Origin of the sequence: Nonomuraea sp. NPDC059007, assembly GCF_042740555.1 — a bacterium.
GTDB lineage: Bacteria > Actinomycetota > Actinomycetes > Streptosporangiales > Streptosporangiaceae > Nonomuraea.
Genome location: NZ_JBHYJD010000005.1, coordinates 1 through 24,426, shown reverse-complemented (window position 1 = coordinate 24,426; position 24,426 = coordinate 1). Strand labels below are relative to the sequence as shown.

Genomic DNA, 24,426 nt, shown 5'->3' with positions numbered 1-24,426 from the left:
TGGCCGAGTTTACGGTCGTTTTGCCACTGGAGGGGCCTGACCATCCGAAACCGATGCCATTACGTGGCACTCCGTCGTCACTAAGGGTGCATGGGCGAGGACGCTTCAGCATAGCGGCGGCGGGGGATGCGCCCGGCCCGGCGCGCCATCAGGCCGGCCTGAACGGCCTGCTTCATCGCCGCGGCCATGAGCTCGGGCCGCTGCGCCCTGGTCACCGCGGTGGCCAGGAGCACCGCGTCACAGCCCAGCTCCATGGCGAGTGCGGCGTCGCTGGCGGTGCCGATCCCGGCGTCCAGGATGACCGGCACGGAGGCGGCCTCGACGATGAGCTCGATGTTGTGCGGGTTGCGGATGCCGAGCCCGGAGCCGATGGGCGCGCCGAGCGGCATGACCGCCGCGCATCCGGCCTGCTCCAGGCGGCGGGCCAGAGCGGGGTCGTCGCCGATGTAGGGCAGCACCACGAACCCGTCGGCCACCAGCCGCTCCGCCGCGTCGAACGTCTCGATCGGGTCGGGCAGCAGCGTGCGCTCGTCGGCGATGACTTCGAGCTTGACCCAGTTGGTGCCGAGCGCCTCGCGGGCCAGCCGGGCGGTCAGGACCGCCTCGCCCGCGGTGAAGCACCCCGCGGTGTTGGGCAGCACCTTGATGCCGCGCTCGCGCAGCACGTCGAGCACGGAACCGGGCGCCGACGGGTCGAGCCGCCGCATCGCCACCGTGGTCAGCTCGGTGCCCGAGGCGGCCAGCGCCTGGTCGAGCACCTCCAGCGAGGGGGCGCCGCCGGTGCCCATGATGAGGCGGGAGGCGAACTTCTCCCCGCCGATGATCAGCTCATCCACCCTGCACCGCCGTCAGCACCTCGACCCGGTCGCGGTCGGCCAGCGCCGTGGTCTCCCACGAGCTGCGCGTGACCACCTCGTCGTTCACGGCCACCGCGACGCCCTTGGTGGCTTCGGTCAGCGTCCGTACGGCCTGCGCCACCGTCGTCCCGCGGGGCACCTCATGCGCGGCCCCATTGATCGTCACATTCATGAAATATCCCCCTTCGGGATGAAAATTCGGGTTGGTTCTGGAGGCGGTGGACCTAGGGCGTGAACCGGGCGGGCGAGCACAAGGACGACAGCTCGCGCTCCTCGCCCATGAGGACGGCGGCCGTGAGCGGGGCCAGCAGCACCCCGCCCCGGTGATGCCCGGTGGCCACCAGCAGCCCCGGCTCAGCACCCGGCCCGATGAGCGGCAGGTTGTCCGGCGTGCCGGGCCGCAGCCCCGCCACCACCTCCGCCAGCTCCAGCTCGGTCACCCCCGGCACCAGCTCGCGGGCGTCGCGCAGCAGCTCGTACACCCCGCCCGCGGTCACCCGGGTGTCGAACCCCAGCTCCTCCTGCGTGGCCCCCACGACCAGCTCGCCGTCGCCGCGCGGCACCAGGTAGACGGGCAGCCCGTGCACCGTGCCCCGCACGCACCTGCCCAGGAGCGGCCGCGGCGAGCGCAGGCGCAGGATCTGCCCCTTCACCGGCCGCACCGGCACCGGGGCCAGCGCGCCGCTCCACGCCCCCGCCGCCAGCACCACCCGCTCGGCGCGCAGCTCCTCCCGATCCGGCTCTGGGTACGGCTCGCCGCCGGAGTCACCCGGGCTCAGCCGTACACCCTGGACGCCCTCATCGCCGCGCAGCAGCTCGCGCACCCGCGCCCGCACGATCGGGACCCCGAGGCGCTCCAAGGCGGCCAGCAGCGCGCCGGCGACCCTGCGCGGGTCCACCCAGGCGTCGCCGGGCGCCAGGAGGCCGCCGCGCACCGACGGCGCGAGCATGGGCTCCAGGCGGCGGCACTCGCGCCCGCTGAGCCGTTCGACCCGCAGGCCCAGCTTCTCCATGAAGCCCGCGGTCTCCTCCAGGACGGCCAGGTCGTCGGCGCCGAAGGCCACGTCGAGCGTGCCGTCGGCGCGGTAGTCGAGCGCCCCGGGGCCGAGGCCCGCGTCGGCGGTCAGCTCGGCGGCGAAGGCGGGCCAGCGCGCCAGCGAGGCCGCGCCCAGGCGCAGCAACGGCTCCTCGGTGAACGTGACCTCGCTCACCGGCGCGAGCATCCCCGCCGCGGCGTGGGTGGCGCCCGAGGCGGGCGCGGGGTCGACGACGGTGACGGGCCGTCCTGAGCGGGCCAGGCGCCAGGCCACGCTGAGCCCGACGACGCCGCCGCCCACGATCACGTGCATGTCCGCTCCCTACGCCGGCATGATCCGGATCAGGTGTCTTGCGGTCGAAGGCCCGATGAAGCCTTCCTCTCAGTCCGGTTAAGGCCGGACTCCCGCGCGTCTTACGGTCCCAGCCTACGGCCTCGGCAGGCACTCCCACGAATGACCCCGGTATGGTCGGAACCGTGGATCACGTGGTGGTGGTGGGAGCCGGCCTGGCCGGAGTACGCAGCGTCGAATCGCTGCGCGGGCGCGGGTTCGAAGGAAGGATCACTCTCCTCGGCGAGGAGCGGCACCGGCCCTACGACCGTCCACCCCTGTCGAAGGCGGTGCTGCTGGGCACGAGCGACGACAGCTTCGTCGACACCGACCTGGCCGCCCTGCGGGCCGACTTCCGGCCGGGCGTGGCCGCGAAGAGCCTGCGTGAGGGCGTGGTGGAGACCACCGAGGGCGAGCTGCCCTACGACGGCCTGGTGATCGCGACGGGTTCCGAGCCGATCCGGCTGCCGGGCGAGGGCCCCCAGCTGGTGCTGCGTACGCTCGACGACGCCCACGTGCTGCGGGCCGCCCTGGTGCCCGGCGCGCGGGTGGCCGTGGTGGGCGCGGGCTGGATCGGCGCCGAGGTGGCGACCGCGGCGCGCAAGGCGGGCTGCGTGGTCACCGTGATCGAGGCGGCCGGCACGCCGCTGTCGCACGCGATCGGCGAGATGGGCGCGCGCACGCTGCCCTGGTACGAGGGCGTCGACCTGCGGCTCGACACGATGGTCAGCGAGGTCGTCGAAGGCGGCGTGGAGCTGGTCGGCGGCGAGTTCGTGCCCGCGCACGTCGTGGTCTCCGGCATCGGAGCCCGCCCGGTGCTCGAATGGCTCGCCGACGCCGACATCGACCTGCACAACGGCGTCGTCACCGACGAGCACCTGCGTACCTCCCTGCCCGGCGTGGTGGCCGTCGGCGACTGCGCCAGCTGGTGGTCGCGCCGGTTCCAGACCCGGATGCGCGTCGAACACTGGGACACCGCGCTCAACTCTCCCGACGTGGCCGCCGCCACGCTGCTGGGCGAGAAGGCGGTCTACGACCCGGTGCCGTACTTCTGGTCGGAGCAGTTCGGCCACATGCTGCAATACGCCGGATATCACCCCGCGGGCGGCCGGGTCGTGTACCGCGAGGGGGAGAAGTGGTCGGCGGTGTGGCTGACCGCGGAAGATCGGATCACCGCCGTGCTGGCCGCCGACCGGCCCCGCGACCTCGTCCAGGGCCGCCGTCTCATCGAGGCTGGCGCCCGTCTTGATGTGGAACGCCTGGTAGATCCGGATGTGACCCTACGAGATTGTGTTGTTTGAGCAAGCACTCCATGTGGTAGTTGTGGTTTCGTGACGCTTTCTGTTGCACAGATCGACCGGGAGACCGACCAGCTCGTCAGCGAGTGGCTCACTCTCCCCGAAGTGGCCGCGCGCCTGGATCTCACGATCGGGCGGGCCAAGCAACTCCTCAAAGACCACAAGCTCCTCGGCGTACGGCGAGGCAGCGGCGGGCCCCAAGTGCCCGCGGTCTTCCTCGACGGAAAGGAAGTGATGAAGGGCCTGCCAGGCACGCTCACCGTGCTGCAGGACGCCGGCTACGACGAAGCCGAAGCCCTGCGCTGGCTCTTCACCCCAGATGACTCACTGCCAGGATCGCCCGTTGACGCGATCAAGGCCGGTCGGCACACAGAGGTCAAGCGGCGTGCCCAGGCCCTCGGTTTCTGAGGCCCGCCTCTACCTCTGCACCGACGGGCGGCGAGGACGCGGCGACCTGGCCGACTTCCTCGACGCCGTGCTGGCCAACGGCGTGGACATCGTCCAGTTGCGGGAGAAGGGACTCGAGGCGCGCGAAGAGCTCGCGCTGCTCGAGGTCTTCCGCGACGCCTGCGACCGGCACGGCAAACTGCTCGCCGTCAACGACCGGGCCGACATCGCCTACGCGGCCCGCCCAGACGTGCTCCACCTGGGGCAGGACGACCTTCCAGTGACGGTCGCACGAGAGATCCTCGGCGACGACATCGTCATCGGACGGTCCACCCACTCCGCCGCGGAGGCTTCCGCCGCCGCGGTGGAGCCGGGCGTCGACTACTACTGCTGCGGCCCGATCTGGCCGACGCCGACCAAGCCCGGACGCCACGCGCCCGGACCCGCGCTGCTGAGGCACGCGGCGGCGCTCGGCACGGACCGGCCGTGGTTCGGCATCGGCGGCATCGACCTGGACAACCTCGACGAGGTGCTCTCCTACGGAGTGCGCCGCGCCGTGGTCGTCCGTGCCATCACCGAGGCGGCCGACCCCGGCGCCGCGGCGGCCGAGTTCGCCAAGCGCCTGTCCTCCTGATGCGGTAGGCGTCCGGGGCCGTGCGTCGGTCAGACGTGCGGCCCCGCCGCTCGGCCGGGTCAGGACTTGCGGGACGTGGCGGCGACGGCCAGGCCGTCCAGCGCCGCCCGCGCCTCCTCCGTGATCGGCGCCCTGGCCAGCGCCGCGAGCGCCTCGTCCAGGTAGGACGCGATCAGGTCCTCGCACTCCTGCAGCGCCCCGGTGTCGGCGATGATGCCGCGCAGCGTCGCCACCCCCTGCTCGTCGAGCGCCGGATCGCCCAGCAGGCGGCGCACGATCTGGGCGTCGTCGGAGGAGGCGGCCGCCAGCGTCTTGGCCACCAGCATCGTCCGCTTGCCCTCGCGCAGGTCGTCCCCGGCCGGCTTGCCCGTCTGCGCCGGGTCGCCGAACACGCCCAGGATGTCGTCGCGTAGCTGGAAGGCGATGCCGACGCGCCGGCCGTACTCCACGCAGAGCTCGTCGATCCACGGCTCCGCGCTGCGGGCCGCGAGCACGAGCCCGAGCCGCAGCGGCTGCTCCACCGAGTACTTGCCGCTCTTGTACAGCGCCACGCGCAGCGCCGAGTCGAAGGAGTTCTCGCCGTGGGCCTGCTCCAGCAGGTCAAGATACTGGCCGCACATCAGCTCGGTGCGCATGTGGTCGTGCAACGGCTGCGCGGCCGCCAGCGACTCCGGCGGCAGCGCGCTGGTGCGCCACATCTCGCCCGACCAGATGAGCAGCAGGTTGCCCAGCAGGATCGCGGCGCCCTCGCCGAACTGCTCGGCCGCGCCGTGCCAGCCGGCCTTTTCGTGCAGCGCCTGGAAACGGCGGTGCGCGGACGGCATGCCGCGGCGCAGATCGCTCTTGTCCATGACGTCGTCGTGTACAAGAGCGCTGGCCTGCAGCAGCTCCAGCGAGGCCGCCGCGGCGAAGATGCCGGGCCCGTCCTCGCCGCCCGCGCCGCGCCAGCCCCAGTAGCAGAACGCCGGGCGCAGCCGCTTGCCACCCGACAGCAGGTCGTTCGCCGCCGCCAGCAGCGGCTCCAGGTCGGGATCGCCGAGGGCAGGCTCCTGCCGCCCGACGAACTGCCTGAGCGAACGGTCCACCTGCTGGCGCAGGGCGTCAGTGGTCATGCTCATGAGACTAACGGGCGGTGGACCAGGCTACGATCTCCGCTCGATCCGCGGGCGGTAACCTTGGTGCATGGCGCTTGGTCGACCCTCCATCCTGCCCGATCGTGTTCCCACCGTGCGCGAGCTGCTCGCCTCCGGTGGACGGTCGTTCTCCTTCGAGTTCTTCCCGCCGAAGACCGACGAAGGCGAGCGGCAGCTGTGGCGAGCCATCCGCGAGCTGGAGTCGCTCCGCCCCACCTTCGTCTCCGTGACGTACGGCGCGGGCGGCACCACCCGCGACCGCACCGTCGACATCGTCGAACGCGTCGCCCACGAGACCACGCTCACCCCGGTGGCGCACTTCACCGCCGTCAACCACTCCATCCGTGAACTTCGTCACCTGGTGGGCCGCTTCGCCGACGCCGGCGTACGCAACATCCTGGCCGTGCGCGGCGACCCTCCCGGCGACCCGGGCGCCGAGTGGGTCCAGCACCCGGAAGGCGTCCTCTACGCCGAGGAACTGGTCCGGCTGATCCGCCAGGCCGGCGACTTCTGCGTGGGCGTGGCCGCCTTCCCCTACAAGCACCCCCGCTCGCCGTCGATCGAATCGGACACCGACTACTTCGTACAGAAGTGCCGCGCGGGGGCCGACTACGCGATCACCCAGATGTTCTTCCAGGCCGAGGACTACCTGCGGCTGCGCGACCGGGTGGCGGCCAAGGGCTGCGCCACCCCGATCATCCCGTGCATCATGCCCGTCACCCAGATGAGCACGATCGCCCGTTCCGAGCAGTTGTCCGGGGCGCCGTTCCCGCCGGACGTGGCCGCGCGCTTCGAGGCCGTGGCCGACGATCCGGCGGCGGTGCGGCGGCTGGGCATCGACCACGGCGCCGAGCTGTGCCAGCGGCTGCTCGACGAGGGCGCGCCGGGCATCCACTTCATCACGTTCAACCGCTCCAGCGCCTCCGCGGAGGTCTTCGCGCGGCTCAACCACTCGGCGGTGGCGGTCTGAGCTGAGGCCCGCCGTACCCGCTCAGAATCCGCACAGCGTGCGGATGTCGCGGCAGGCGCCCACCACGCGGTCCACGTCCTGGTCGGACAGGGCCGCGTGCAGGGCCAGGCGCACCAGGCCGCGCTCGTGCGAGCCGGACGGCGGGAAGCAGACCGAGCCGTAGACGCCGCGCTGTTCCAGCAGGTCGCGGGCGAGCAGGACGTCGGTCCTGCTGCGCGCGCCCAGCGCGAGGATGTGGGCGTGGCCGGGCTCCGGGGCGTAGCCGAGCGTGGTGATCTCCTGGCGCAGGCGGCGGGTGATCTCGCGCAGCCGGGTACGCCGCCAGTCCTCCTCGCGCACCAGCGCCAGCGCCGCGGCCAGGCCCGCGATGTCGTGCGGTTGCAGCGGCGAGCTGAACATCGCGGGAAAGGCCTCGGCCCGGAAGTACGGCACGAACTCCGGGCGGTCGCAGACGATCAGTCCCGCCCGCCCCGGGATCGCCTTGGCCAGGCTGGCCGTCCTGAAGTCGGCGCCCACCCGCGCGGCCAGCCCCTCGCCGTGCGGCCCGTGCGTGCCGAGCGCGTGCGACTCGTCCACCACCAGCAGGCTCTCGTACTCCCGCGCCGTCGCGGCCATCTCCGCCAGCGGGCAGACCGCGCCGTCGACGCCGTAGACCGCGTCCACGGCGATCACCCCCGAGCCGTTCCTGCGCAGGCGGCCGCGCAGGTGGTCGGGATCGTTGTGGCGGAACCACACCACCGGCGCGCGGGCCGCGTGCGCGCCCTCCCGCAGCGAGCGATGCGCGCGCTCGTCCAGGTAGACGGGCAGGTGCGGGTCGGCGATCAGCTGGATCAGCCCGGTGTTCGCCGCCCACCCCGACGGGCACAGCACCGCCGCGGACGCGCCGAGGAAGGCGGCGAACTCCGCCTCCAGACGATCCTGCTTCTCCGGTACGGCCGCCGCCTCCATCGCCCGCGCCATGGCCGAGACGATGCGCGGATGCCGGGCGATCGCCAGGCAGTCGCTGCCGGTCAGGATGATCGCGTCGGGGTCCGGCGGCCGGCTGGCGAGCACGAGCGGCCCGGCCCAGGTGCCCGAGATCCGCGCCAGGTGGAAGGCGTTGAGCCGCTCGTCGAGGCGGTCCGGGGCGCTGGGCATGGCAACCCCTTCAGGGAGTCAATAAACGATTACGTTATGTGATCGAATGGATGCCCGGAGTGCCGGCGGTCAAACACCGCCGAGGGTCAAGAAAGGGGGAGGGGCCGGCCGACGATCGCATACTCCTCGTAGCCGCCGGGGAAGACGAAGTGCGTCAGCAGGTCGGTGAAGCCGAGTGCCGCGTACAGGTGGCGGGCGGCCGTCGGGCGGTCGTGCGTGGACAGCACGCCGGAACGCTCCTTCCTGCCCGCGCACAACGTGTTGATCATCGCCCGGCCGATGCCCTTGCCCTGGAAGTCCGGGTGCACATGGATCTCGGCCAGCTCGAACGCGTCGCCGAGCCAGGCGTCGGCGGCCTCGCCGCCCGACTTCTCGGCCAGCGCCCGGGTGACCACGTCGTGCCACCACTGGCCGATCGCGCCGTGGAAACCGTAGGCGAAGCCGACCACCTGGTGCTCATCCGCCGCCGCACCGGCCGGACCGAGGTCCACGGCGCCCGCGCGGACCGCGGGCACCTGCCGGAGCTCGGCGAAATAGCACTGGAACAGCGGGTACGTGCTGTGGTTGTGCATGATGCCCTTGCGACCGGTGACCTGCTCCACCGGCGGGCGCATGGCGGCCGTGTAGACGTCGATCACGGTGTCCAGCCGCTCGACGAACTCCGCCGGTCCCGCGCCGCGAAACTCGATCACCCGGTGCACGCTACTCCACGTCCGCGGGGGTGCCGCCGGTCATCCGGACCAGTTCGTCGAACGAGGTGGGGAAGACCGTGTGCGGATGGCCGCCGGCCGCCCACACCACCTCGTGCTTGCCGAGCCAGGTGTCGACCAGCGTACGGACCGGGGCGGGATGGCCGACCGGGGCGACGCCGCCGATGGGCTGGCCGGTCGCCTCCCTGACGAACTCGGGCGAGGCCCGGCGTACCTTCCGGACTCCCACGAGGCTCGCGATCAGCTCCACGTCGACCCGGTGGGCGCCGCTCGTCAGCACCAGCAGCGGGGCGCCGTCGGCGTCGAAGATGAGGCTGTTGGCGATGGCGCCGACCTCGCAGCCGAGCTGGGCCGCGGCGGTGGCGGCCGTCGGTGCTATCTCCGGCAATATCACGATCTCACCCGTCGCTCCGAGTCCGCGCAGGACATCGGCCACATGGACGGCGTTGGCAGGCAACTTCTCCGGCATGCCGACACTCTAAACAGATTGACCCGTGGATTACCTCGACATGGTGGTGGTGTAGGGTCCCTTGATTCGATTGTTAGTGATATGAGGGGTGATGTACGTGGGGGGACCTCGTCGGCGCGGGGCGCTCGGCTTTGCCGCTCTGGTGACGGTGGGGGCCGTCGCGTTCACGGGAGTGGGTACGGCCGGGGCTGAGGCCGTACCGGCCGCAAGCCAGATGGCAACAGACACGCGCACACAGGCGGCGCTGAGCACGAGCGGCACGGCCGCGAGCGCTGGAGGCGCGAGCACGTTCGCCGCCCCGAAGAAGAAGCTGAAACTCGGAGCCAAGGGCAAGACGGTCGTCCTGCTCCAGAAGCGGCTGGCGGAGCTGGGCTACCGCCCCGGCAAGGCCGACGGCCGCTACGGCGGCTCGACACTGACCGCCATCTGGGCCTTCCAGAAGGTCAACGGCATCAGGCCGACCAGCACGATCAGCAGCAGGACCTGGAACGCTCTGGAGACCCCGAAACTCCCCAAGGTCCTCGTCAAGAACGGCAAGCCGACCAGGGCCGAGGTGAACCTCAGCACCCAGATCATGGTCATGTACGTGAAGGGCGAGCCCAAGCTGATCACCCACATCTCGTCCGGCAGCGGCATCCCCTACTGCGAGACGACGACGTGGCAGGGCAAGAGCCAGCGCTTCTGCGGCTCGGCCCGCACCCCGACCGGCAACTTCCGGACCACGTGGCGCAGGAGCGGCTGGCACAAGAGCTACCTGGGCCAGCTGTACAACCCGATCTTCTTCAACGGCGGCATCGCGTTCCACGGAGCGCTGTCGGTCCCGCTGTCCCCGGCATCGCACGGCTGCGTACGTCTGCCGATGAACGTGGCACAGACGTTGCCCGGCATGCTCGGCAAGGGCGTCCCGGTCCACGTACGCGGCGCCTTCAAGCGCTGACCCCAAAGGCACGGTCCTCCCCATGGGCGCGCTTCGCGCGTCCGGGGGAGGGCTGGCCTCACGGGGGAGCCCAGTTCCCCCGAACCCCCTCGCCGGTGGCCTGCCGGCCCCCGGTCCCCCGGACGCGACCCCGGGCACCGTGGAAAAGCCCTGACCGCGGATCAGAATGCCGGGGATTTCTAGTACCTCCGGCCCCGTCTCAGGCGAATCGCCGCGTGGCGGGCGTTGTAGTCGAAACAAGTGATCATGCCCCTGACATCCGGCTCTTGTCTCCGAAACGGACCGCTGCCAGTCATGGGCTCGACCTCTCGGTGCTGCTGGCGGACACGCCGCCCCTTGTTACGGGGGCGGCGTGATGCTGGGCCTCACGCCGCCGTTACGGGTCTTGTTGCCGAAACCCGCCGTCACGTGTTGCCGACCGTCGCCGCGCACGCGATCGCTTCACGGCAGCGATCGAGAGCCGCTCGATGAGTGTGACTGAGGCCATGCCGGCGGGGATGCCGACTGCGGCGCCACCAAGCAGGGCGAAGAGGGTCATGAGCGCATTCTCTCCTGCAGATTCCAAACCCGTGGCCGCCACGTGCGCCGGGCACAACACCCACGCTCGTCACTCCGACGGGCGCAACGCGAAACGTATCCGCTGGGGCCGGAGCGGAATGGCGCCGGTGATTCTGCTCGTGCCTATCGTTGGCCGGTCGATGCGGGAATACGCAACTGCTCTATTCGCCCGGGGCCACGCCACAGCCAGGTTCCGCGGAATCGGCTGGTAGGCCGCGAAGTCTCTCCAGTGCGGCCGCGACCTCACTTACCTGCTCCGGTTCCCGGACGCACCAGTCGGAGACATTGTTGAACCACCTGTTCCAGATGGTGCCGACAGCGTCGGAGGTGATCTCTTCTCCGCCGCGGATGAGAGCGACGAGATCACGCACTTCGGGGTCGTATTCGTCGTCAGGAGCCCCCATGCCCAGCAACCCTTCGGGGTCATGAGCCTTGATCAAGGCACGGACGGCAGCCATCTGATCATCAGTCATGACTCCAGCATGTACCCCACCGCACCGAGCCCGCGAATTCGTTATGGCGATGGACAGGAGATCTGATCTTCGCGCATGGATGCCGCACAATCGAGAGAACGGCACGCCGATCGAATACGAGAGGGAGCCAGCAGCATGAGATTCCCGTGCCGCACCCTGTTCACCGCCCTGGCCTTATCCGTGGCACTCGGCGTAACCGCGTGCGGCGGCGATCCCGGTGCCGCTCCCAACCCGAGCGGCCCCGGAAAAGACCGGGCTGAAAGTAGACCCTCCCCATCATCGACAACGCCGCCCTTTATGTGGCCCTGAAAAACGGCCTGTTCGAAAAGGAAGGGCTCAAGGTAGCCCCGGTCCCCATCCAGGCGGGCCCGCAGGGCGTTCCCATGCTTCTCAACGGCGAAGCCGACATCATCTTCGCCAACTACGTCTCCACGGCCAAGCTGGGCGCCCGCAAGATCCTCGACCCCGCCTCCGGCCCGGCCGCCGAGTTCCCGATCTCCGGCTACGTCACCACGCGGGACTGGTTCGCCAGGAACCCCGCCGCCTCGGCCGCCTTCCGGCGGGCCGTCCAGGCGGCCGGGCGGCTCATGGCCGACCGCACGTCCGTGACCTCGGTGCTGCCCGAGTTCACGCAGGTCGACCGGGCCACGGCGGAGCGGGTCACGCTGCCGTTCTTCCCGGTTGAGGACGAACCCGTCCGGCTGCAACGCGTCGCCGACTGGATGAGCCAGGCCGGGTGGTTGTCCAAGCCGCTGGACGTCACGTCCCTCATGCAGTGAACGTTCAAGCTCTCGAAAGCGGAGCTTCTGACCCGGGTGGTCCTGCCCGCCGCGCTGCCGAAGGTCTTCGCCGGGCTCCGGCTCGCCCTGTCGCTCGCGCTGATCGTCACCGTCTTCGCCGAACTGCTGCCGGGCACCCGCGACGGCATCGGCTTCCACCTGACCGAGTCGTACGCCCGCTTCGACCTGCCCGGGATGTGGGCCGGCATCGCCCTGTTCGGATCCGCCTTTAACGAGCTTTTCGTGCTCGCCGAACGCCGCGCTCTCGGCCGGCGGAGCTGAAGGTCACCATTGCCAGTCGCAGATCGCGGCGTTTCTGGAATAGAGCCATTGTTTGTCGAGGAAATGCTCCACGAGCTGGGCGGCCGCGGCCTCGTCCTGGACGATGAATCCGTGATCCTGGGTCGTGTCGGGATACACGTTCCTGGAGCCGACGTAGAACGCCGTGTCGTCCACGCAGACCACTTTGCTGTGCAGCCGGTATTTGTAGCCGCCCGGCCAGGTCTGCTCGTTCGACACGCGCAACGGCGCCAGCTGCAGGCCGTGTCTCAGCACCCGATGCGCCTCCGCGTCATACGTGGTCTTGAGCCTGACCCGCTGGTACAACGATTTGTAGGCCACGTCCACGCTGCTGATGTTGGAGTAGTCCGGGCTCCCGGGATTGCTGATGACGATCCGGACCTTGACGCCGTCCATCATCTTCTTGGCGAGAACGTCCAGCAGCCTGACGTCGAACAGCGCGTGCATCAACGGCAGGCCGGTGAATCCGTTGATGTCCTGCTGGGACAGGATGATGCTGGTTTTCGCGTGGGCGACCAGAGCCCGGATGGCGTTCGCGTCGGGATTGACCGTCATGAAAGCGCTGTCGAGGTTGGTCTCGTTGTTCAGGTAGCTCGCGGCCTGCTCTTCTCGTTCGGCGTACGGCCGTTCGTAGCCGGAGTCCTTGTCGCGGTCCAGGATGCCGTATCCGAGGCTGCCGACGGAGATCACCTGAAGGTCGCCCGGGGTATAGGGCTCTTCGTCGGCCTCGTCGTACAACGACCATCCCTCGGCCGGCGGACTGGGCTTTTCCACGGCGATCCAGGCCGGATACTGCTTGCGGTTCTTGATCCAGCCTGACTTGACCCAGCCCGCGTGAGTGCGGGCCCACTCCCACAACATGTCCAGGAACTTGCCGGCCGACAGGGCCGCCGGGCCGCGCAGGGCGATGTCGAGGTCGGTCACCGGCGCCGTGTCGCCGAATCCCCGGCTGAACAACGGGCCTTCCTCGATGTAGTAGTTCGTCATCCAGTTGATGCCGCCGTGAATGACGGACCGGCCGTCCACGATCACGAACTTGGTGTGGTTGTAGGAGGACACACCGCGCGTCGTCATCGAGCAGACCCGCAGGTCGACCTCGCGGGCCAGCGTGCCGAGCCGCTTGATCAGCGCCTCGCGGAACACCCACGGATCGGCCGTGCGGTCCACGCCCACCACACCGGTCATGAACCGCACGATCAACCGGTCATCGCCTTCGTCACGGCGTCCGACGGCTTCCTTGATTCCGTCGAACATGGCGTCGAGGAAATTGCCGTCCGGAAATGGCCCGGCGGGGGAACCTATCATGTCCGGCGGCCCGAAACCGGTGATGTCCACGGTTCTGCTCGCCTGGGCGAGATTGTGCCGCAGCCGGTTCAGGAGCTTCTTGATGCCAGGTTTTTCGGCGCCTGCCGGGATGCCTTTGGAGGCGGTCCATCCCCAGCAGTCGGGAACCTGCAATATCCAGGAAGCGGCGTCATCGCCAATCGTGTCGAATTTGTTGCCCGGCGTGCGGCTCCACAGCTTCCCTTCCATGCCGGGCGAGACGGACTTCAATTCAGCTTCGACCGCGTTCAGATATTCCATGTCCGCATCGTCGCACCGGATTCGCGGACCGCCCAGGCCCATGGCCGGACCCCCATTCTGGGTGTTCAGGGCGCGCCGGCCACTCCGCCCTGCTCACAGCCCGGGCCTCGTGGCCGTTACGCCTGCCGCGTGTCCGCATTCGGCCGATAAAAGCTCCGCCGCCGGGTGGCGTCAGTGATTCCTGGGTTTGAAGTAATGCTTGACCATATAGGCGGTTACCTGCTTGCCGATCTTGGCGCCTTCGACGTCGGCGGTGCGGGTGTGGATTCCACCCCAGATGCGGGCATTGGTGACCTCCTCCAGAGCCTGGGAGAAGCTGCGGAAGTGGCGGGTCGTGCCCGAGTCGTTGCTGTAGCCGCTGAAGGAGATGTCGTCGCGGCCGAAGAAGTGCGCGAGCGCCGACATGCTCGCCCCGGTGAAGCAGGTGTGGCCGGAGGTGTAGTCGGGATGCGGCGGGGTGACCAGGAGCGGGGTCCAGTCCGGATCCTCGGCGGTCCTTGGGTTGCCGTCGGTGCCGGCCAGGCGGATGGCGGTGATGGGACGCCAGAAGTTCCAGGCGGCCTTCTCGTTGTAACAGGCGGTCGTGGCGTCGGCCTCCGCGAGGTCGACCATCGCGAACATGCGGGACGTCTGCAGCGGGGTCAGGCGCTGCTCGACGGCGAGCTGGCGCTTGATCTCCCATTCGGCCAGGTGCCGGTCGTGCCACCAGATGGCGGCCTGGGTCTGGTCCGGGGTCCTGACCGTGCTGGTGGCCGAGCCGACGGTCTTGACCTCGTTGAAGTCGCGGGCGTACCGGCTGCCGGTCAGGGCCGGCGGGCCGGCGGTGCGGAACATCGACGCCCTCGCCAGCATGAACGGCTTCAGGTAGGCGACCCAGGCGCCGTCCGTGCTCGGCACGGGCGGGGTCGGCCGCCACTGGCCCGGCTCGGTGCCGACGGGCCAGGTCTGGTCGCCGAACGCGCCGTCGTTCTCCCGCGCGGCGATCATCGCGGCGGCGGCCTGCCCGCCGACGGCGATACCGCGCCGCTTCGAAGTGCTGTCGGGAATCGTGGCGAGCGACTCGTCGTACTGCGTCCGCAGCCTTTCCCGCTGCGCCGGGAAAAGCGAGCGCAGAACGTGGAAAGCCGCGGTCGCGACGGCGGCCTGCGTCGATTCACTTCCGTCGGCGCGGGGCGCGCGAAGATAGGGCTGGTACGGCCGGCCGGCGATCGCGTTGACCGCGTCGTAAACGGCACCGTGCACCATGGCGAAACTACGGGCCTGGACCTGCGGCTGCTGCCGGGCGATTTCCCAGATCGCCGTTTCGGCGTTCCTGTCCCAGACGATGATGGCATTCGGCGGTGAATCCGCAGCGTACGCGGGCGGCGAACCGAGCGCGACAACTCCCGCGACCACGGCTAACACAACGGGCTTACGCCGGAGGAATGCTGGTGATCTAGGCATGCCAGCAAACTACTATGCGGTTCCTTTTCAGGGGCGCCAGGAATCAATGATGTCGCGTGGCGTCCACACGAGGTCCACGGAATGGGGATCGACATCCGGCGCCGCCCCCGAGAGCGAGGCGACGACGAGCGTGGTGGCCGCCGGGTCGTAGCCGGGAACCTGGACGACGGACCGGCGTACCGTGGCGAGGTCGTGGGAGTCGAAAGGGGACGCCAGCCATTTGATCGACCCGGCGAAGAGAACACGTCCGGCGACGGGCGCGCGGTCGGCTCCGACCAGGTCGACCTCGGGATCGAACCGGCGATTCCACCAGCCGCCCACCGCCTCCACCTCGGGCCAGGGCAGGCTCCCTGACAGCGCGGCGAGTTCGAGCGACTGCCTGACGAGAGGTTCGACGGCCCGGCCCCGCCAGGCGGTCCAACGCCGCTCGACCAGGCGGAACCCCGCCTCGGGGCGCCCCCGGCGAGCCTGCTCCTGGACCGCGCGGAGCACGCCGAGATAGAGCCGCAGATTGCTGTCGGCGACCCGGTACAGGCCCGGTTTCCCCGGCCTGGCCGACAGCGGCTCGTCCAAGGCGAGCACACGCTTCTCCGCCGTCAGCTTCCGCAGCAGCGGCGACAAGGTACCGGATGGCAGCGCCCCGTCGCGGCTGCCCGCCGTCGCGGCGATGTTGGCGTGGGTACGGTCCCCGGCGCCGATGGCCTCCAGCACTCTGCGAGAGACGTCTGGATTCGGAAACCCGGCCATCAGCACCGCTTCGGGGACGCTGAAGACTGCCGCGCCGGGATCCTCGGCCTCCTGGCGCAGAAACTCCAGCGCGGGCAGACCACGAGGCCAGGTCCTGATGATCCCGGGCAGGCCTCCGGTGATCAGGTGGGCGTCGATCGCATGGTCCGCGTCGAGGCCGAGGGCGTCGGCGACGTCACCGGGATGGAGCGGACCGAGGACCAGGTTGTCCGCACGCCCGAAGAACGGCCGGTCGTAGGCGGTCAGCCGCTCCATCATGTGGAGATCGCTGCCGAGGAGAAGCAGCAGCACGGGCCGGGTGGCGAGCAGGCGGTCCCATGCCGTCTGCAGCGCGCCCTCGAACAGCCCGTCCTGCTCCGACAGCCACGGCACCTCATCCAGGACGACCACGCAGGGCCGCGACGGCAGAGCCGTGGTCAGCGCACGGAAGGCATCAGGCCAGTTCCCCCCGACCGCGGTCGGAATCAGAGCGGGATCCTCAGGAAGTTCCGATTCCCGCAGATCCGCGAGGAAGGCCCCGACGGCCTCCACGGGAGAGGCCCCCTTGGTCGCGGTGGTGAACAGATAGGGCACGCCCGCACGGTCGCAGAACTCCTGGACCAGCCTGGACTTGCCCACCTGCCGACGGCCGCGCAGGGTCACGGCGACCCCCGCACCCGTCTGCCGTACCCGCCTGAGCCGCTTCGTGAGCAACGACAGCTCCGCGGTCCTGCCGATGAAGCCGCTCAAGCTGGCCTCCATTTATGTAGATGACATCTACGTAGATGAAGTCTACCTAATCCTTCGATCAGGAAGACGGCTACATCACCAATAAGGGAAACTCATCCCTCTGAGGCGACTGTTCGGAGATAGTCGAGCGTGCGCAGGATTGGCCGGTCGACAAGTGAGGGGACGCCGTGCTCGAGCGACGGAACCACCAGGGCAAGTTCGCCGAAGACTATGTACGGGCCCTCGCCTCTGCGGCCGGGCTCCTGGTCTACAAGGATGACCTTGACCATGACGGGATCGATCTCGGCTTCCGCTATCCGGGAAGGACCGGATACATCGCGTCGCCCGCGATCGAGGTACAGGTCAAGTCCTGGTCAGCCCCCGTGTGCAAGGGTCCGGACCTGCACTTTCGAGGCTTGAACGAGGTGCAGTACAACAAGCTTGTCGCCGGGCCGTTCCTCGTGCCCCGGTATCTGTTCATCGTGGTGGTCCCTCCGGACATCGATCGTTACGCGCGAGTGGAAACCGAGGGGCTGACCCTGAGCAGGCTCTGCTACTACCGGGGCTTCGAGGGCGACGAGCCCATCGCGTCCGCGAGCACGAAGCGGTACCCGGCCGTCGGGGTGCCACTCGGCAACGTCCTCACCGTTCGTGCCCTGCGCGAGCTCGTCGGCGCACCCGCCGGGCCGGCCGCGTGACCACTGACCTCTCGATCGCCGACATCGGCAGCTATCTCGCCGCGGCCGGCTGGGCACGCCAGGCGCAGGTGTGGCGGGGTGCAACCGTCTGGGTGCACGAAGGCGATCACGAGATACTGCTGCCGGGCGCGGACGGCCTCGGCGACGGGGCGCGGCGGATCAGGGAGATCCTCAACCTGCTGGCTCGCGTGGAAGGCCGCGCCCGCGAGGAAATCGCATCCGACATCGCCGCACCCATGGCCGACGTCCAGTGGTACCGGGCTCCCGTTGTGCCCTTGGACGGGCAATTCGCCCTGCTGGACGCGGTGACGGCGCTCACAGGCGCCCAATCGGTCTTGAGCGCGGCGGCGCGGGCCGCACTCACGGGTCCTCGGCCGGTGTTCGAGGGCGCGGCGCCCAAGGAGGTCCGGGACCTGCTGGCCCGGGTCAGAGTCGGGCCGATCGTCCCGACGGGCGATCTTCTCACGGTCCGCATCCCTCTGGACGGCTACGAGACCGGTGATCCCTTGCTGGCCCGCCGTACCTTGTTCCTGCTCCAACGCGCGGCGGTGCTCCTGCAGGAGGCCGCGGCCACCGTGCGCAGGAACGGCGACATCAGCGTCTTCGACGATCTGGTGCGTGACGGGGTGTCGGCGGACCTCTGCCTCGCGCTCGCGCGCTTCGCGGGCACCGACCCCGGAACCAGATTCGAGGTCGGGTTCCGATGGGCGCGTGCGGTGCCCTCGGAGGTGCCCGCGCGCACCGTGGTCTTCGAAGCCGAGACCGGGACATTGCTCCGCCGGGTCGCGCACCGGCTGAGACGCCTGCGTCGCGACACCGCCTCGGTCACCGGCCTCATCGGCACGCTGTTCGACAACGGAGGGCAGGACCGGTTCCGCGTGCACGTCCACGGCGAGGTGACGATCCAGCACGGTGATCCCCGCCGATCGATATGGGTGCGCCTGCCCGACGAGGCGGCCTACGACGTGGCCGTCGAGGCCCACAGGAACAGAACACCTGTGCGTGCTCACGGCACGCTCATGGAGGTCAATGGCCGTCTCGAACTGAAGGCGACCAGCTTCACCCAACTGGCCAACACCCCATTCGAGGAGAGCTGATCATGGAGAACGCCGTTTCCCGAGCCCAGGAGCGTGCCCTGCTTCTTGGCCTGATGACGCTGGGTGGGTCGGCGTCCAACCCCGAACTGCGGGACCACGTCGGAAACGCGCTCGACGGCGAATCCCGGCGCCGCCTGAACAAGCTCGAGCTGGTGGAGAGCGAGAAGCTGGGCAGGGCTTACCATCACACACTCACCGAAGACGGGTGGGCGTGGTGTGTCGCGGAGCTGGCCGGCTCAGCCCCGGCACGCGGCGGTCCGCTGGGTCGTACGCTCTACGGCGTTCTCGCCACCATCAAGGGGTACCTGGACGCGACGGACCTGAGCCTCGCGGAGTTCGTCGTCACGGCCAGGCCGGACGCTTCGTCCGCGGACGACCTGGGCGGGGCGATCCGGAGCGCGTACCGGCAGCTTGCCCGCGAGCCACAGGACTGGGTGTTGCTCAGCCGGCTGCGGCCGCTCCTCGGTGACGCGCCTCGTGACAACGTCGACGCGGCGTTGCGCGAGCTGGAACGCCTCCCGGGTGTCCATCTGGTCCCGGAAGCTGATCAGAAGACCCTCACCGACGAGGACAGGGAAGCGGCCGTCCTCGTGGGTGGTGTGAGCAAGCACCTGCTGGCGATCGAGGCGCCATGAGCGAAGCCGAGATGCGGGCGCTGCACGCCGTCTCCAGCGTCCTCGACTGGGCGGCCACGGCCGAGCACGCCTGGAACCCGCCGCCGTTCCACGTCGACGGCATGCATCCGCGAGCGGAGCGCCTGATCCTCGACGGTATCGACGACGCGTCGATCTCCTCGGGGACGAGCCCGCTCGGCGTGGTGATCCAAGGAGAGGGCGGCGCCGGCAAGACCCACCTCCTCGGTTGGGTCCGGGGCCGGATCGCGCAGGCGGGCGGCTACTTCTTCCTGGTCGACTTCAGCGCGGGAGAGGACTTCTGGCGCCAGACGACAAGGGCGATGGTCGAGGACCTAGGCCGCTCCGCAGGCGGCCGGGGAGCTCCGGTACAGGCGATGGTGGCGCTCCGTGCCCTGTCCACCCTCGCCGGGGCCGACATGCGGATGCGGACTGCGCTCGACGGTGAAGCGCCTCTGACGCGCGCAGACCTCGACGTGCTCGTGGATGGCCTGGTCGCCAAGGAACGCCGGTTGCTGCGGTGCCGGGACACGATCCGCGCGATGGCGCTCTACGCGGTCGCGTCAGGCCAGGCTCTGGACGTCGGCCACGATCATCTGATGTCCGCCGCGGAGGCGGAAGAAGGAGATCGCCAAGCATGGGGGATGAGCAGGCAGGTCAAGAGCCCGCACGACATCGCCATCGAACTGTCGATGATCCTCGCCCTCACCGGCCCTACCGTCATCGCGGTCGATCAGATCGACGCCCTCCTCGAGCACTCGCGAACGAGCGAGGGGGCGGAGATCGCGACCACGTCGCCGGGCGGGGAGCCGCGCAAGGACGTGATCGACCAGATCGCGGGCGGTCTCATGGCGCTGCGGCACGCCACCCAGCGAACGCTTTGCTTGGTGGCCTGCCTCCCGTCGTCGTGGACCTTGATCAAAGACCGGGCCATCGGAACGGCGCAGGACAGGTTCCGCACCTCGCTGATCCTCACCACGATCGCCAGCCCGGAGATTGCCACGAGCCTGGTCGAACGCCGGCTGGCCGAGGCCTTCGCGAAGTCCGGGTTCACACCGCCTCACCCGCTCTGGCCGATCGTTCCGTCGGCGTTCGACACCGCGCCCGGTAACACGCCCAGAACGCTGCTGCGCCGTATCAGCGAGCATGTCGAGGCATGCCGGGCTGAAGGCGTGGTCGGCCTGTTGGAGCGTTTCGACCAGGACGAACCGGGTCATACAAGCCCACTCCCCGCAGACGCCGAACCTGTCGTCCCCGAGAGCCACCTCGCACGACTCGACACCCGGTTCGCCGAACTGCGTGCCACGGCTGACGTGTCGGACGCGTTCGATCCCGAGCATGAGGACGAACTCGCGCCTCCGCTGCTGGGCGCCGGCCTTAATGCCTGGATCACGGAGCAGGGCGAGGCAGGCCGCGTCTTCTCCGTCGATCCTCTGCCCGGTCGTAGACCGAACCTGCACGCGCGATTGCGTCAGGCGCTGGACCCGGAGTCGGAGGAGCAGCGGCACTGGACGTTCCGGGTGATCGGCGCACGGCACCACATCGCCGCGCTCAAACGGCTCACCGATGGCATCGAGGCATCCGGGCTCAGCCCGGAGACCCCCGATCGGTGTTTCGTCGTCCTGCGCAACCAGGCCTGGTCGGACGGCCCGACCACCAGGGCGCGGCTGGCGCGGCTCGAGGAGTGCGGCGGGCGGTCACTGCCCTTGCGCGCTGACGACCTACGGGTCTTCGACGCCCTGAGGCAGATGGAGGGTGATCGAGATCCGGCCTTCGACGCGTGGTTGCGTGCCCGGCGCCCGGCGAGCGGTACCGAACTCCTGGGCGGCCTCCTCGAAGCAGCGGTCCAGGAACTGCCCGAGGAACCAGAGCCGGAAGCAACGGCACTGCCCACGGCCGCCGCCGGAATCACCGTCGGCAGGCGGCTGGACACCGGCACCGATCTCGTGGTGCAGCTCAGCACCCTGACGCGCCACACGGCGGTCTTCGCCGGATCCGGATCCGGCAAGACCGTGTTCCTGCGCAGGCTCGTGGAGGAATGCGCGCTGCACGGCGTGTCGTCCATCGTGCTTGATCCGAACAACGACCTCGCCAGGCTCGGTGAGCCCTGGCCTGCCACACCGCCGGGATGGAGTGAGAACGACGCGGCCAAGGCCGCCCGCTACTTCACCGAGGCAGAGATCGTGGTGTGGACGCCTGGCCGTTCACAGGGTCGGCCGCTGAGCTTCCAGCCGCTGCCGGACTTCGCTGCCGTCCTCGACGACCGCGACGAGCTGAACTCGGCGCTCGGCCTGGCCGTGGAGACGCTCGCTCCCCGGGCGAACGCCGAGGGGGCGAGCGCCAAGGCACGCAAGGCGAAGGCGGTGCTCCGCCAGGCACTCGAGCATTTCGCGCGTTCCGGCGGTGCCGACTTCACCGCCTTCCTCGGCATGCTCGCCTCGCTGCCGTTCGAGGCCAGCCAGATCGACAAAGCGGATCAGATCGCAGCCGAGCTGGGACAGCTCCTGACCGCGGCGATGATCAACGATCCGCTGTTCGCGGGCGGGGGTGAGGCCGTGGATCCCGCGCGCTTGCTCACGCCGTCGACGGGCAAGCGGGCGCGTGTCTCGGTCATCAGCTTCATCGGTCTCAACGACGACGCGAGGCCGGGATTCGTCAGCGGGCTCCAGAACTCCCTGTTCACCTGGATCAAGCGGAATCCCGCCCGCGGCCGTCCCCTGATCGGTCTCTACGTCATGGACGAGGCGCAGTCCCTCGTGCCCGCCGGATCCAAGACCGAGGCGCTGGCCAGCACCCTGACCTTGGCGTCACAGGCGAGAAAGTACGGCCTCGGCCTCGTCTTCGCCACCCAGATGCCGCGTGGCCTGCACAACCAGATCGCGGGCAACGCCACCACCCAGTTCATCGGCAGGATGAACAGTCCCACGCAGATCGCGGTGGTCAGGTCGCTGGCACAGGCCCGCGGCGGCCGAGCCGACCGGGTCGGGCGCCTGGAGGCCGGACAGTTTTACGCGGCGAGTACAGGCATCCCTGAAGCTCTGATCCGTGCACCGCACTGCCTGAGCCATCACCCGGCCGATCCACTCACCGAGCGGGAGATCATGCAGCGCGCGGCCGGCTGACTCACGCCTCCTCGTCCCCCTCACGCGGGGGCGAGGAGGTTCCAGAGCTGGTAGGGTGGACGGTCGAAATGGAGAGACGGAGAGAAAGGGAGGTGAGTTGATGACCGCGCCAGGGGCCACTGTCGTGCGCAGCGTCCGGAGCATCCTCACGTCCCGGACGATGGCCTGATCCGCGCCGTTCTGACCGGCCGGGTGCGTGAGCCCGCCGGAGGACATCGTCAACTCATCACGAAACGGATCTTCATCCATCATGTCTTCACCTTCTGAGTGGATCACGCGCGCCGAGACCACCGCTGACGTCCCCGTTGTCCGGGAGATCGTTCTGGGGGCGTTCGAGACCCCGCTGGAAGCGGATCTCCTCGACGCGCTCCGCACCGACTCCGCCTGGATCGACGGGCTGTCCGTCGTCGCGGTCGACGGTGACGACCGGCCGGTCGGCCACGCGCTGCTCACCCGGTGCCACATCGGGGACACGCCGGCGCTGTGCCTGGGGCCGGTCTCGGTGCGGCCCGACCGGCAGAAGACCGGCGCCGGGTCGGCCGCCACGCGGGCCGTGCTGCGGGCCGCGGCCGCCATGGGCGAGCGGTTCGTCGTCGTCCTCGGGCATCCGGAGTACTACCCGAGGTTCGGGTTCGGGCGCGCGTCCGAGCACGGGATCGGGGTCACGTTCGAGGTGCCCGACGAGGCGCTGATGGCGATGGCGCTCGTGCCCGGTGAGGGGCTGCCGTCCGGAACCATCCGGTACGCGGCGCCGTTCGGGCTCTAGCACCAGCCGTTCAAGGCTGAGCATCGCTGACGCCCCGTCCGGAGCGTGAATCGCCCCGTCCCGGGGCGTGAACCGCTCCGGGACGGGGCGTCCTACGACAGGCTGGTACGGGTGGGCTCGGCCAGCAGGGTCGTGGTCGCCTCGTCGGCCGGGACGTAGACGATCAGGCGCTGGTCGTCGGTGCCCGCCAGCGTGAGGGTCTCGTAGGCGAGCAGGAGTTCGCCTTCCGGGTGCGCCCATCGTTCGGTGCCGATGCGGGCGGGGAGCATCACGTTCGCGTAGGGCCGGGTGAAGGTGGCTCCGGCCGTCAGGGACAGTTCGCCGGCCAGGTGCGCCGCGTGCTGGTCGCCCAGCGCGGCGCTGGCGCGCAGGTCGGCGGCGTGTTCGGCGGCCACCTCCGTCCAGCCGGGGAAGGCGTCGCGGGCGCGGGGGTCGGTGAACAGGTAGCGGGCCAGGTTCGGCGGGTCGTCGTCGAGCAGGCCGAAGGGGCCGAGCAGGCGGGCGTACGCGGGAGTGTGGGCCAGGATCTCGGTGAGCTGGTTGACGACGACGGCGGGGGTGTGGGCCAGGCGGGCCAGCATCGCCTCCACCGTGGGGCGCAGCGTGCGGGAGAGCGGCGGGGCGCCCGCGCAGACGCCGCCGGCATCCGCTTTGTGCAGCCGGTGCAGGTGGATGCGTTCGTCGGGCGAGAGTGACAGCGCGTCGGCGAGCGCGGTGAGGATCTCGGTGGACGGGCGCCGGTCGCGGCCCTGTTCGAGACGCGTGAGGTAGTCGACGCTGACACCCGCGACCGTGGCCAGTTCGGCGCGGCGCAGGCCGGGGGTGCGGCGGCGCGTTCCCGACGGGAATCCGACCGCCTCGGGTGGCACCGCCTCGCGCCGGGCGCGCAGGAACGCCCCCAGCTCGTTGTTACCCATGGCCCGAGTGTAGAGGGTGGCCCTGCGGGAGCCAGGCTTGCGGCGGTCTCCCTCTCCCGTGTACGGCCCGGCAGTCTCGTCCCCATGAGCGCATTCACACCGGGCGAGATCGCCTACCTGACCAGCCAGCCCCTCGGCCGCCTGGCCACGACCGGAGCCGACGGCAGGCCGTCGGTGCGCCCCGTCGGGGTGATCTACGATCCCAGCTCGGGCGGGCTGATCGTGGGCGGCGTCGCGGGCTCGGGCATGGCTCGCAGCAAGAAGTTCCGCGACGCCCGGCGGCACCCGGACGTCGCGTTCGTGGTGGACGACCTGGCTTCGGTCGAGCCGTGGTCTCCGCGGGGCATCGAGATCAGGGGCGTGGCGCGGACCTTCGACGAGGGCGGCGTGGAAGTGGGGGAGCGGCTCGCGGCGCCGTTCCCGTTCGAGGAGGCGTGGATGCTGATCCTGCCGCGGCGGATCCTCGCCTGGGGCATCGAGGGCGACTTCGCCGCCAGGGAGGTGGCTGCCTAATGCTTCTGTCAAGCTGCGGTGCGGATCTGGTGCCCGGGGTCGTAGGGCTTGCGGGTGCGCAAGATGGCGTGCAGGACGTTGATGCGGCGGCGGGCCAGGGCGATGAGTGCCTGGTGGTGCCGCTTGCCCTCGGCGCGTTTGCGCTCGTAGAAAGCGCGGCTGGCCGGGTCGCAGGAGATGGCGACGAAGG

24 protein-coding genes, 2 pseudogenes and 1 riboswitch are annotated in these 24,426 nt (G+C 69.9%); of the genes and pseudogenes, 13 read left to right on the top strand and 13 right to left on the bottom strand.

The genetic code is table 11. The annotated features are described in order from the left end of the window. Positions 1–80: 80 nt before the first annotated feature. The 3 genes from ACFWY5_RS09445 to thiO form a co-directional block, all read right to left on the bottom strand. Positions 81–836, bottom strand: a complete 756-nt coding sequence (locus tag ACFWY5_RS09445) for a thiazole synthase (protein WP_379621484.1) — start codon at positions 834–836, stop codon at positions 81–83. Further along, complete coding sequence (thiS, locus tag ACFWY5_RS09440) at positions 829–1,029, bottom strand: sulfur carrier protein ThiS (RefSeq protein WP_379621482.1); 201 nt, start codon at positions 1,027–1,029, stop codon at positions 829–831. Before thiS ends, ACFWY5_RS09445 begins: the two co-directional genes overlap by 8 nt. 52 nt (positions 1,030–1,081) lie before the next feature. Next, the gene (thiO, locus tag ACFWY5_RS09435; RefSeq protein WP_379631028.1) at positions 1,082–2,206 is read right to left on the bottom strand and encodes a glycine oxidase ThiO; all 1,125 of its coding nucleotides are present in this window, start codon (positions 2,204–2,206) and stop codon (positions 1,082–1,084) included. After that, a riboswitch (TPP riboswitch) is annotated at positions 2,196–2,312 on the bottom strand. It overlaps the preceding gene by 11 nt. Before the next feature lie 58 nt (positions 2,313–2,370). Here thiO and ACFWY5_RS09430 point away from each other — a divergent pair. Genes ACFWY5_RS09430 through thiE form a run of 3 tightly spaced genes read left to right on the top strand, consistent with a single transcriptional unit; the run spans position 2,371 to position 4,543 of the window. Further along, the gene (locus ACFWY5_RS09430) at positions 2,371–3,525 is read left to right on the top strand and encodes an NAD(P)/FAD-dependent oxidoreductase (RefSeq protein WP_379631027.1); all 1,155 of its coding nucleotides are present in this window, start codon (positions 2,371–2,373) and stop codon (positions 3,523–3,525) included. A 30-nt stretch (positions 3,526–3,555) separates the two neighbouring features. Then, entirely contained in the window at positions 3,556–3,930 is a 375-nt protein-coding gene (locus ACFWY5_RS09425; protein WP_379621476.1) for an Rv2175c family DNA-binding protein, read from the top strand. After that, complete coding sequence (thiE, locus tag ACFWY5_RS09420; protein WP_379621474.1) at positions 3,908–4,543, top strand: thiamine phosphate synthase; 636 nt, start codon at positions 3,908–3,910, stop codon at positions 4,541–4,543. Before ACFWY5_RS09425 ends, thiE begins: the two co-directional genes overlap by 23 nt. A 59-nt stretch (positions 4,544–4,602) precedes the next feature. Here thiE and ACFWY5_RS09415 read toward each other — a convergent pair whose 3' ends face one another. After that, positions 4,603–5,655 (bottom strand): polyprenyl synthetase family protein, encoded by a 1,053-nt coding sequence (locus tag ACFWY5_RS09415; RefSeq protein ID WP_379621472.1) that lies wholly within the window; start codon positions 5,653–5,655, stop codon positions 4,603–4,605. Between the two features lie 70 nt (positions 5,656–5,725). Between ACFWY5_RS09415 and metF the strand changes: the two genes are divergently transcribed. Then, positions 5,726–6,646, top strand: coding sequence for a methylenetetrahydrofolate reductase [NAD(P)H] (metF, locus tag ACFWY5_RS09410; protein ID WP_379621471.1), 921 nt, complete (start codon positions 5,726–5,728; stop codon positions 6,644–6,646). Positions 6,647–6,667: 21 nt separating this feature from the next. Here metF and ACFWY5_RS09405 read toward each other — a convergent pair whose 3' ends face one another. The 3 genes from ACFWY5_RS09405 to ACFWY5_RS09395 all read right to left on the bottom strand — a co-directional run bounded on the left by ACFWY5_RS09405 (position 6,668) and on the right by ACFWY5_RS09395 (position 8,962). Then, positions 6,668–7,783 carry an aminotransferase class I/II-fold pyridoxal phosphate-dependent enzyme gene (locus ACFWY5_RS09405; RefSeq protein ID WP_379631026.1) on the bottom strand — a complete coding sequence of 372 codons (1,116 nt, stop codon included), beginning with the start codon at positions 7,781–7,783 and terminating at the stop codon, positions 6,668–6,670. 86 nt (positions 7,784–7,869) lie between these two features. After that, the gene (locus ACFWY5_RS09400) at positions 7,870–8,475 is read right to left on the bottom strand and encodes a GNAT family N-acetyltransferase (RefSeq protein WP_379621467.1); all 606 of its coding nucleotides are present in this window, start codon (positions 8,473–8,475) and stop codon (positions 7,870–7,872) included. A 10-nt stretch (positions 8,476–8,485) separates the two neighbouring features. Then, positions 8,486–8,962 carry a YbaK/EbsC family protein gene (locus ACFWY5_RS09395; RefSeq protein ID WP_379621465.1) on the bottom strand — a complete coding sequence of 159 codons (477 nt, stop codon included), beginning with the start codon at positions 8,960–8,962 and terminating at the stop codon, positions 8,486–8,488. Positions 8,963–9,176: 214 nt separating this feature from the next. Between ACFWY5_RS09395 and ACFWY5_RS09390 the strand changes: the two genes are divergently transcribed. Then, complete coding sequence (locus ACFWY5_RS09390) at positions 9,177–9,899, top strand: L,D-transpeptidase family protein (RefSeq protein ID WP_379631025.1); 723 nt, start codon at positions 9,177–9,179, stop codon at positions 9,897–9,899. Between the two features lie 719 nt (positions 9,900–10,618). On the opposite strand, the gene ACFWY5_RS09385 is transcribed toward ACFWY5_RS09390, so the two are convergent. Then, positions 10,619–10,930, bottom strand: a complete 312-nt coding sequence (locus tag ACFWY5_RS09385) for a hypothetical protein (RefSeq protein ID WP_379621461.1) — start codon at positions 10,928–10,930, stop codon at positions 10,619–10,621. A gap of 383 nt (positions 10,931–11,313) precedes the next feature. On the opposite strand from ACFWY5_RS09385, the gene ACFWY5_RS09380 reads away from it, so the two are divergent. Together ACFWY5_RS09380 and ACFWY5_RS09375 are read left to right on the top strand one after the other, a co-directional pair. Next, positions 11,314–11,709, top strand: coding sequence for a hypothetical protein (locus ACFWY5_RS09380; RefSeq protein WP_379621459.1), 396 nt, complete (start codon positions 11,314–11,316; stop codon positions 11,707–11,709). An 18-nt stretch (positions 11,710–11,727) separates the two neighbouring features. Beyond that, positions 11,728–11,991 (top strand): annotated as a pseudogene (locus tag ACFWY5_RS09375) (ABC transporter permease); the annotation flags it as partial. A 3-nt stretch (positions 11,992–11,994) separates the two neighbouring features. Here ACFWY5_RS09375 and ACFWY5_RS09370 read toward each other — a convergent pair. From ACFWY5_RS09370 to ACFWY5_RS09360, 3 genes are all read right to left on the bottom strand, one after another. Then, entirely contained in the window at positions 11,995–13,593 is a 1,599-nt protein-coding gene (locus tag ACFWY5_RS09370; protein ID WP_379631024.1) for a phospholipase D-like domain-containing protein, read from the bottom strand. 171 nt (positions 13,594–13,764) lie between these two features. Further along, on the bottom strand, positions 13,765–14,988 hold the full coding sequence (locus ACFWY5_RS09365) for a hypothetical protein (protein ID WP_379631023.1): 1,224 nt from the start codon (positions 14,986–14,988) through the stop codon (positions 13,765–13,767). Positions 14,989–15,063: 75 nt separating this feature from the next. Then, positions 15,064–16,512: an ATP-binding protein gene (locus ACFWY5_RS09360; protein WP_379631022.1), complete on the bottom strand. Its 1,449-nt coding sequence runs from the start codon at positions 16,510–16,512 to the stop codon at positions 15,064–15,066. Positions 16,513–16,679: 167 nt separating this feature from the next. Here ACFWY5_RS09360 and ACFWY5_RS09355 point away from each other — a divergent pair, with 167 nt between their 5' ends. The 5 genes from ACFWY5_RS09355 (at position 16,680) to ACFWY5_RS09335 (ending at position 22,806) form a co-directional block, all read left to right on the top strand. Further along, complete coding sequence (locus ACFWY5_RS09355; RefSeq protein ID WP_379621451.1) at positions 16,680–17,189, top strand: DUF4365 domain-containing protein; 510 nt, start codon at positions 16,680–16,682, stop codon at positions 17,187–17,189. Then, positions 17,186–18,286 carry a hypothetical protein gene (locus tag ACFWY5_RS09350; RefSeq protein WP_379631021.1) on the top strand — a complete coding sequence of 367 codons (1,101 nt, stop codon included), beginning with the start codon at positions 17,186–17,188 and terminating at the stop codon, positions 18,284–18,286. Before ACFWY5_RS09355 ends, ACFWY5_RS09350 begins: the two co-directional genes overlap by 4 nt. Before the next feature lie 2 nt (positions 18,287–18,288). Continuing rightward, on the top strand, positions 18,289–18,921 hold the full coding sequence (locus tag ACFWY5_RS09345; protein WP_379631020.1) for a hypothetical protein: 633 nt from the start codon (positions 18,289–18,291) through the stop codon (positions 18,919–18,921). Next, positions 18,918–22,040 (top strand): helicase HerA domain-containing protein, encoded by a 3,123-nt coding sequence (locus tag ACFWY5_RS09340; RefSeq protein ID WP_379631019.1) that lies wholly within the window; start codon positions 18,918–18,920, stop codon positions 22,038–22,040. Before ACFWY5_RS09345 ends, ACFWY5_RS09340 begins: the two co-directional genes overlap by 4 nt. A gap of 250 nt (positions 22,041–22,290) precedes the next feature. Further along, on the top strand, positions 22,291–22,806 hold the full coding sequence (locus ACFWY5_RS09335; protein ID WP_379621439.1) for a GNAT family N-acetyltransferase: 516 nt from the start codon (positions 22,291–22,293) through the stop codon (positions 22,804–22,806). Positions 22,807–22,898: 92 nt separating this feature from the next. On the opposite strand, the gene ACFWY5_RS09330 is transcribed toward ACFWY5_RS09335, so the two are convergent. Beyond that, positions 22,899–23,723, bottom strand: coding sequence for a helix-turn-helix transcriptional regulator (locus tag ACFWY5_RS09330; protein WP_379631018.1), 825 nt, complete (start codon positions 23,721–23,723; stop codon positions 22,899–22,901). An 84-nt stretch (positions 23,724–23,807) separates the two neighbouring features. Here ACFWY5_RS09330 and ACFWY5_RS09325 point away from each other — a divergent pair, with 84 nt between their 5' ends. Further along, positions 23,808–24,236 (top strand): PPOX class F420-dependent oxidoreductase, encoded by a 429-nt coding sequence (locus ACFWY5_RS09325; protein ID WP_379631017.1) that lies wholly within the window; start codon positions 23,808–23,810, stop codon positions 24,234–24,236. A gap of 8 nt (positions 24,237–24,244) precedes the next feature. On the opposite strand, the pseudogene ACFWY5_RS09320 reads toward ACFWY5_RS09325, so the two are convergent. Further along, positions 24,245–24,426: pseudogene (locus ACFWY5_RS09320) on the bottom strand (IS110 family transposase); the annotation flags it as partial.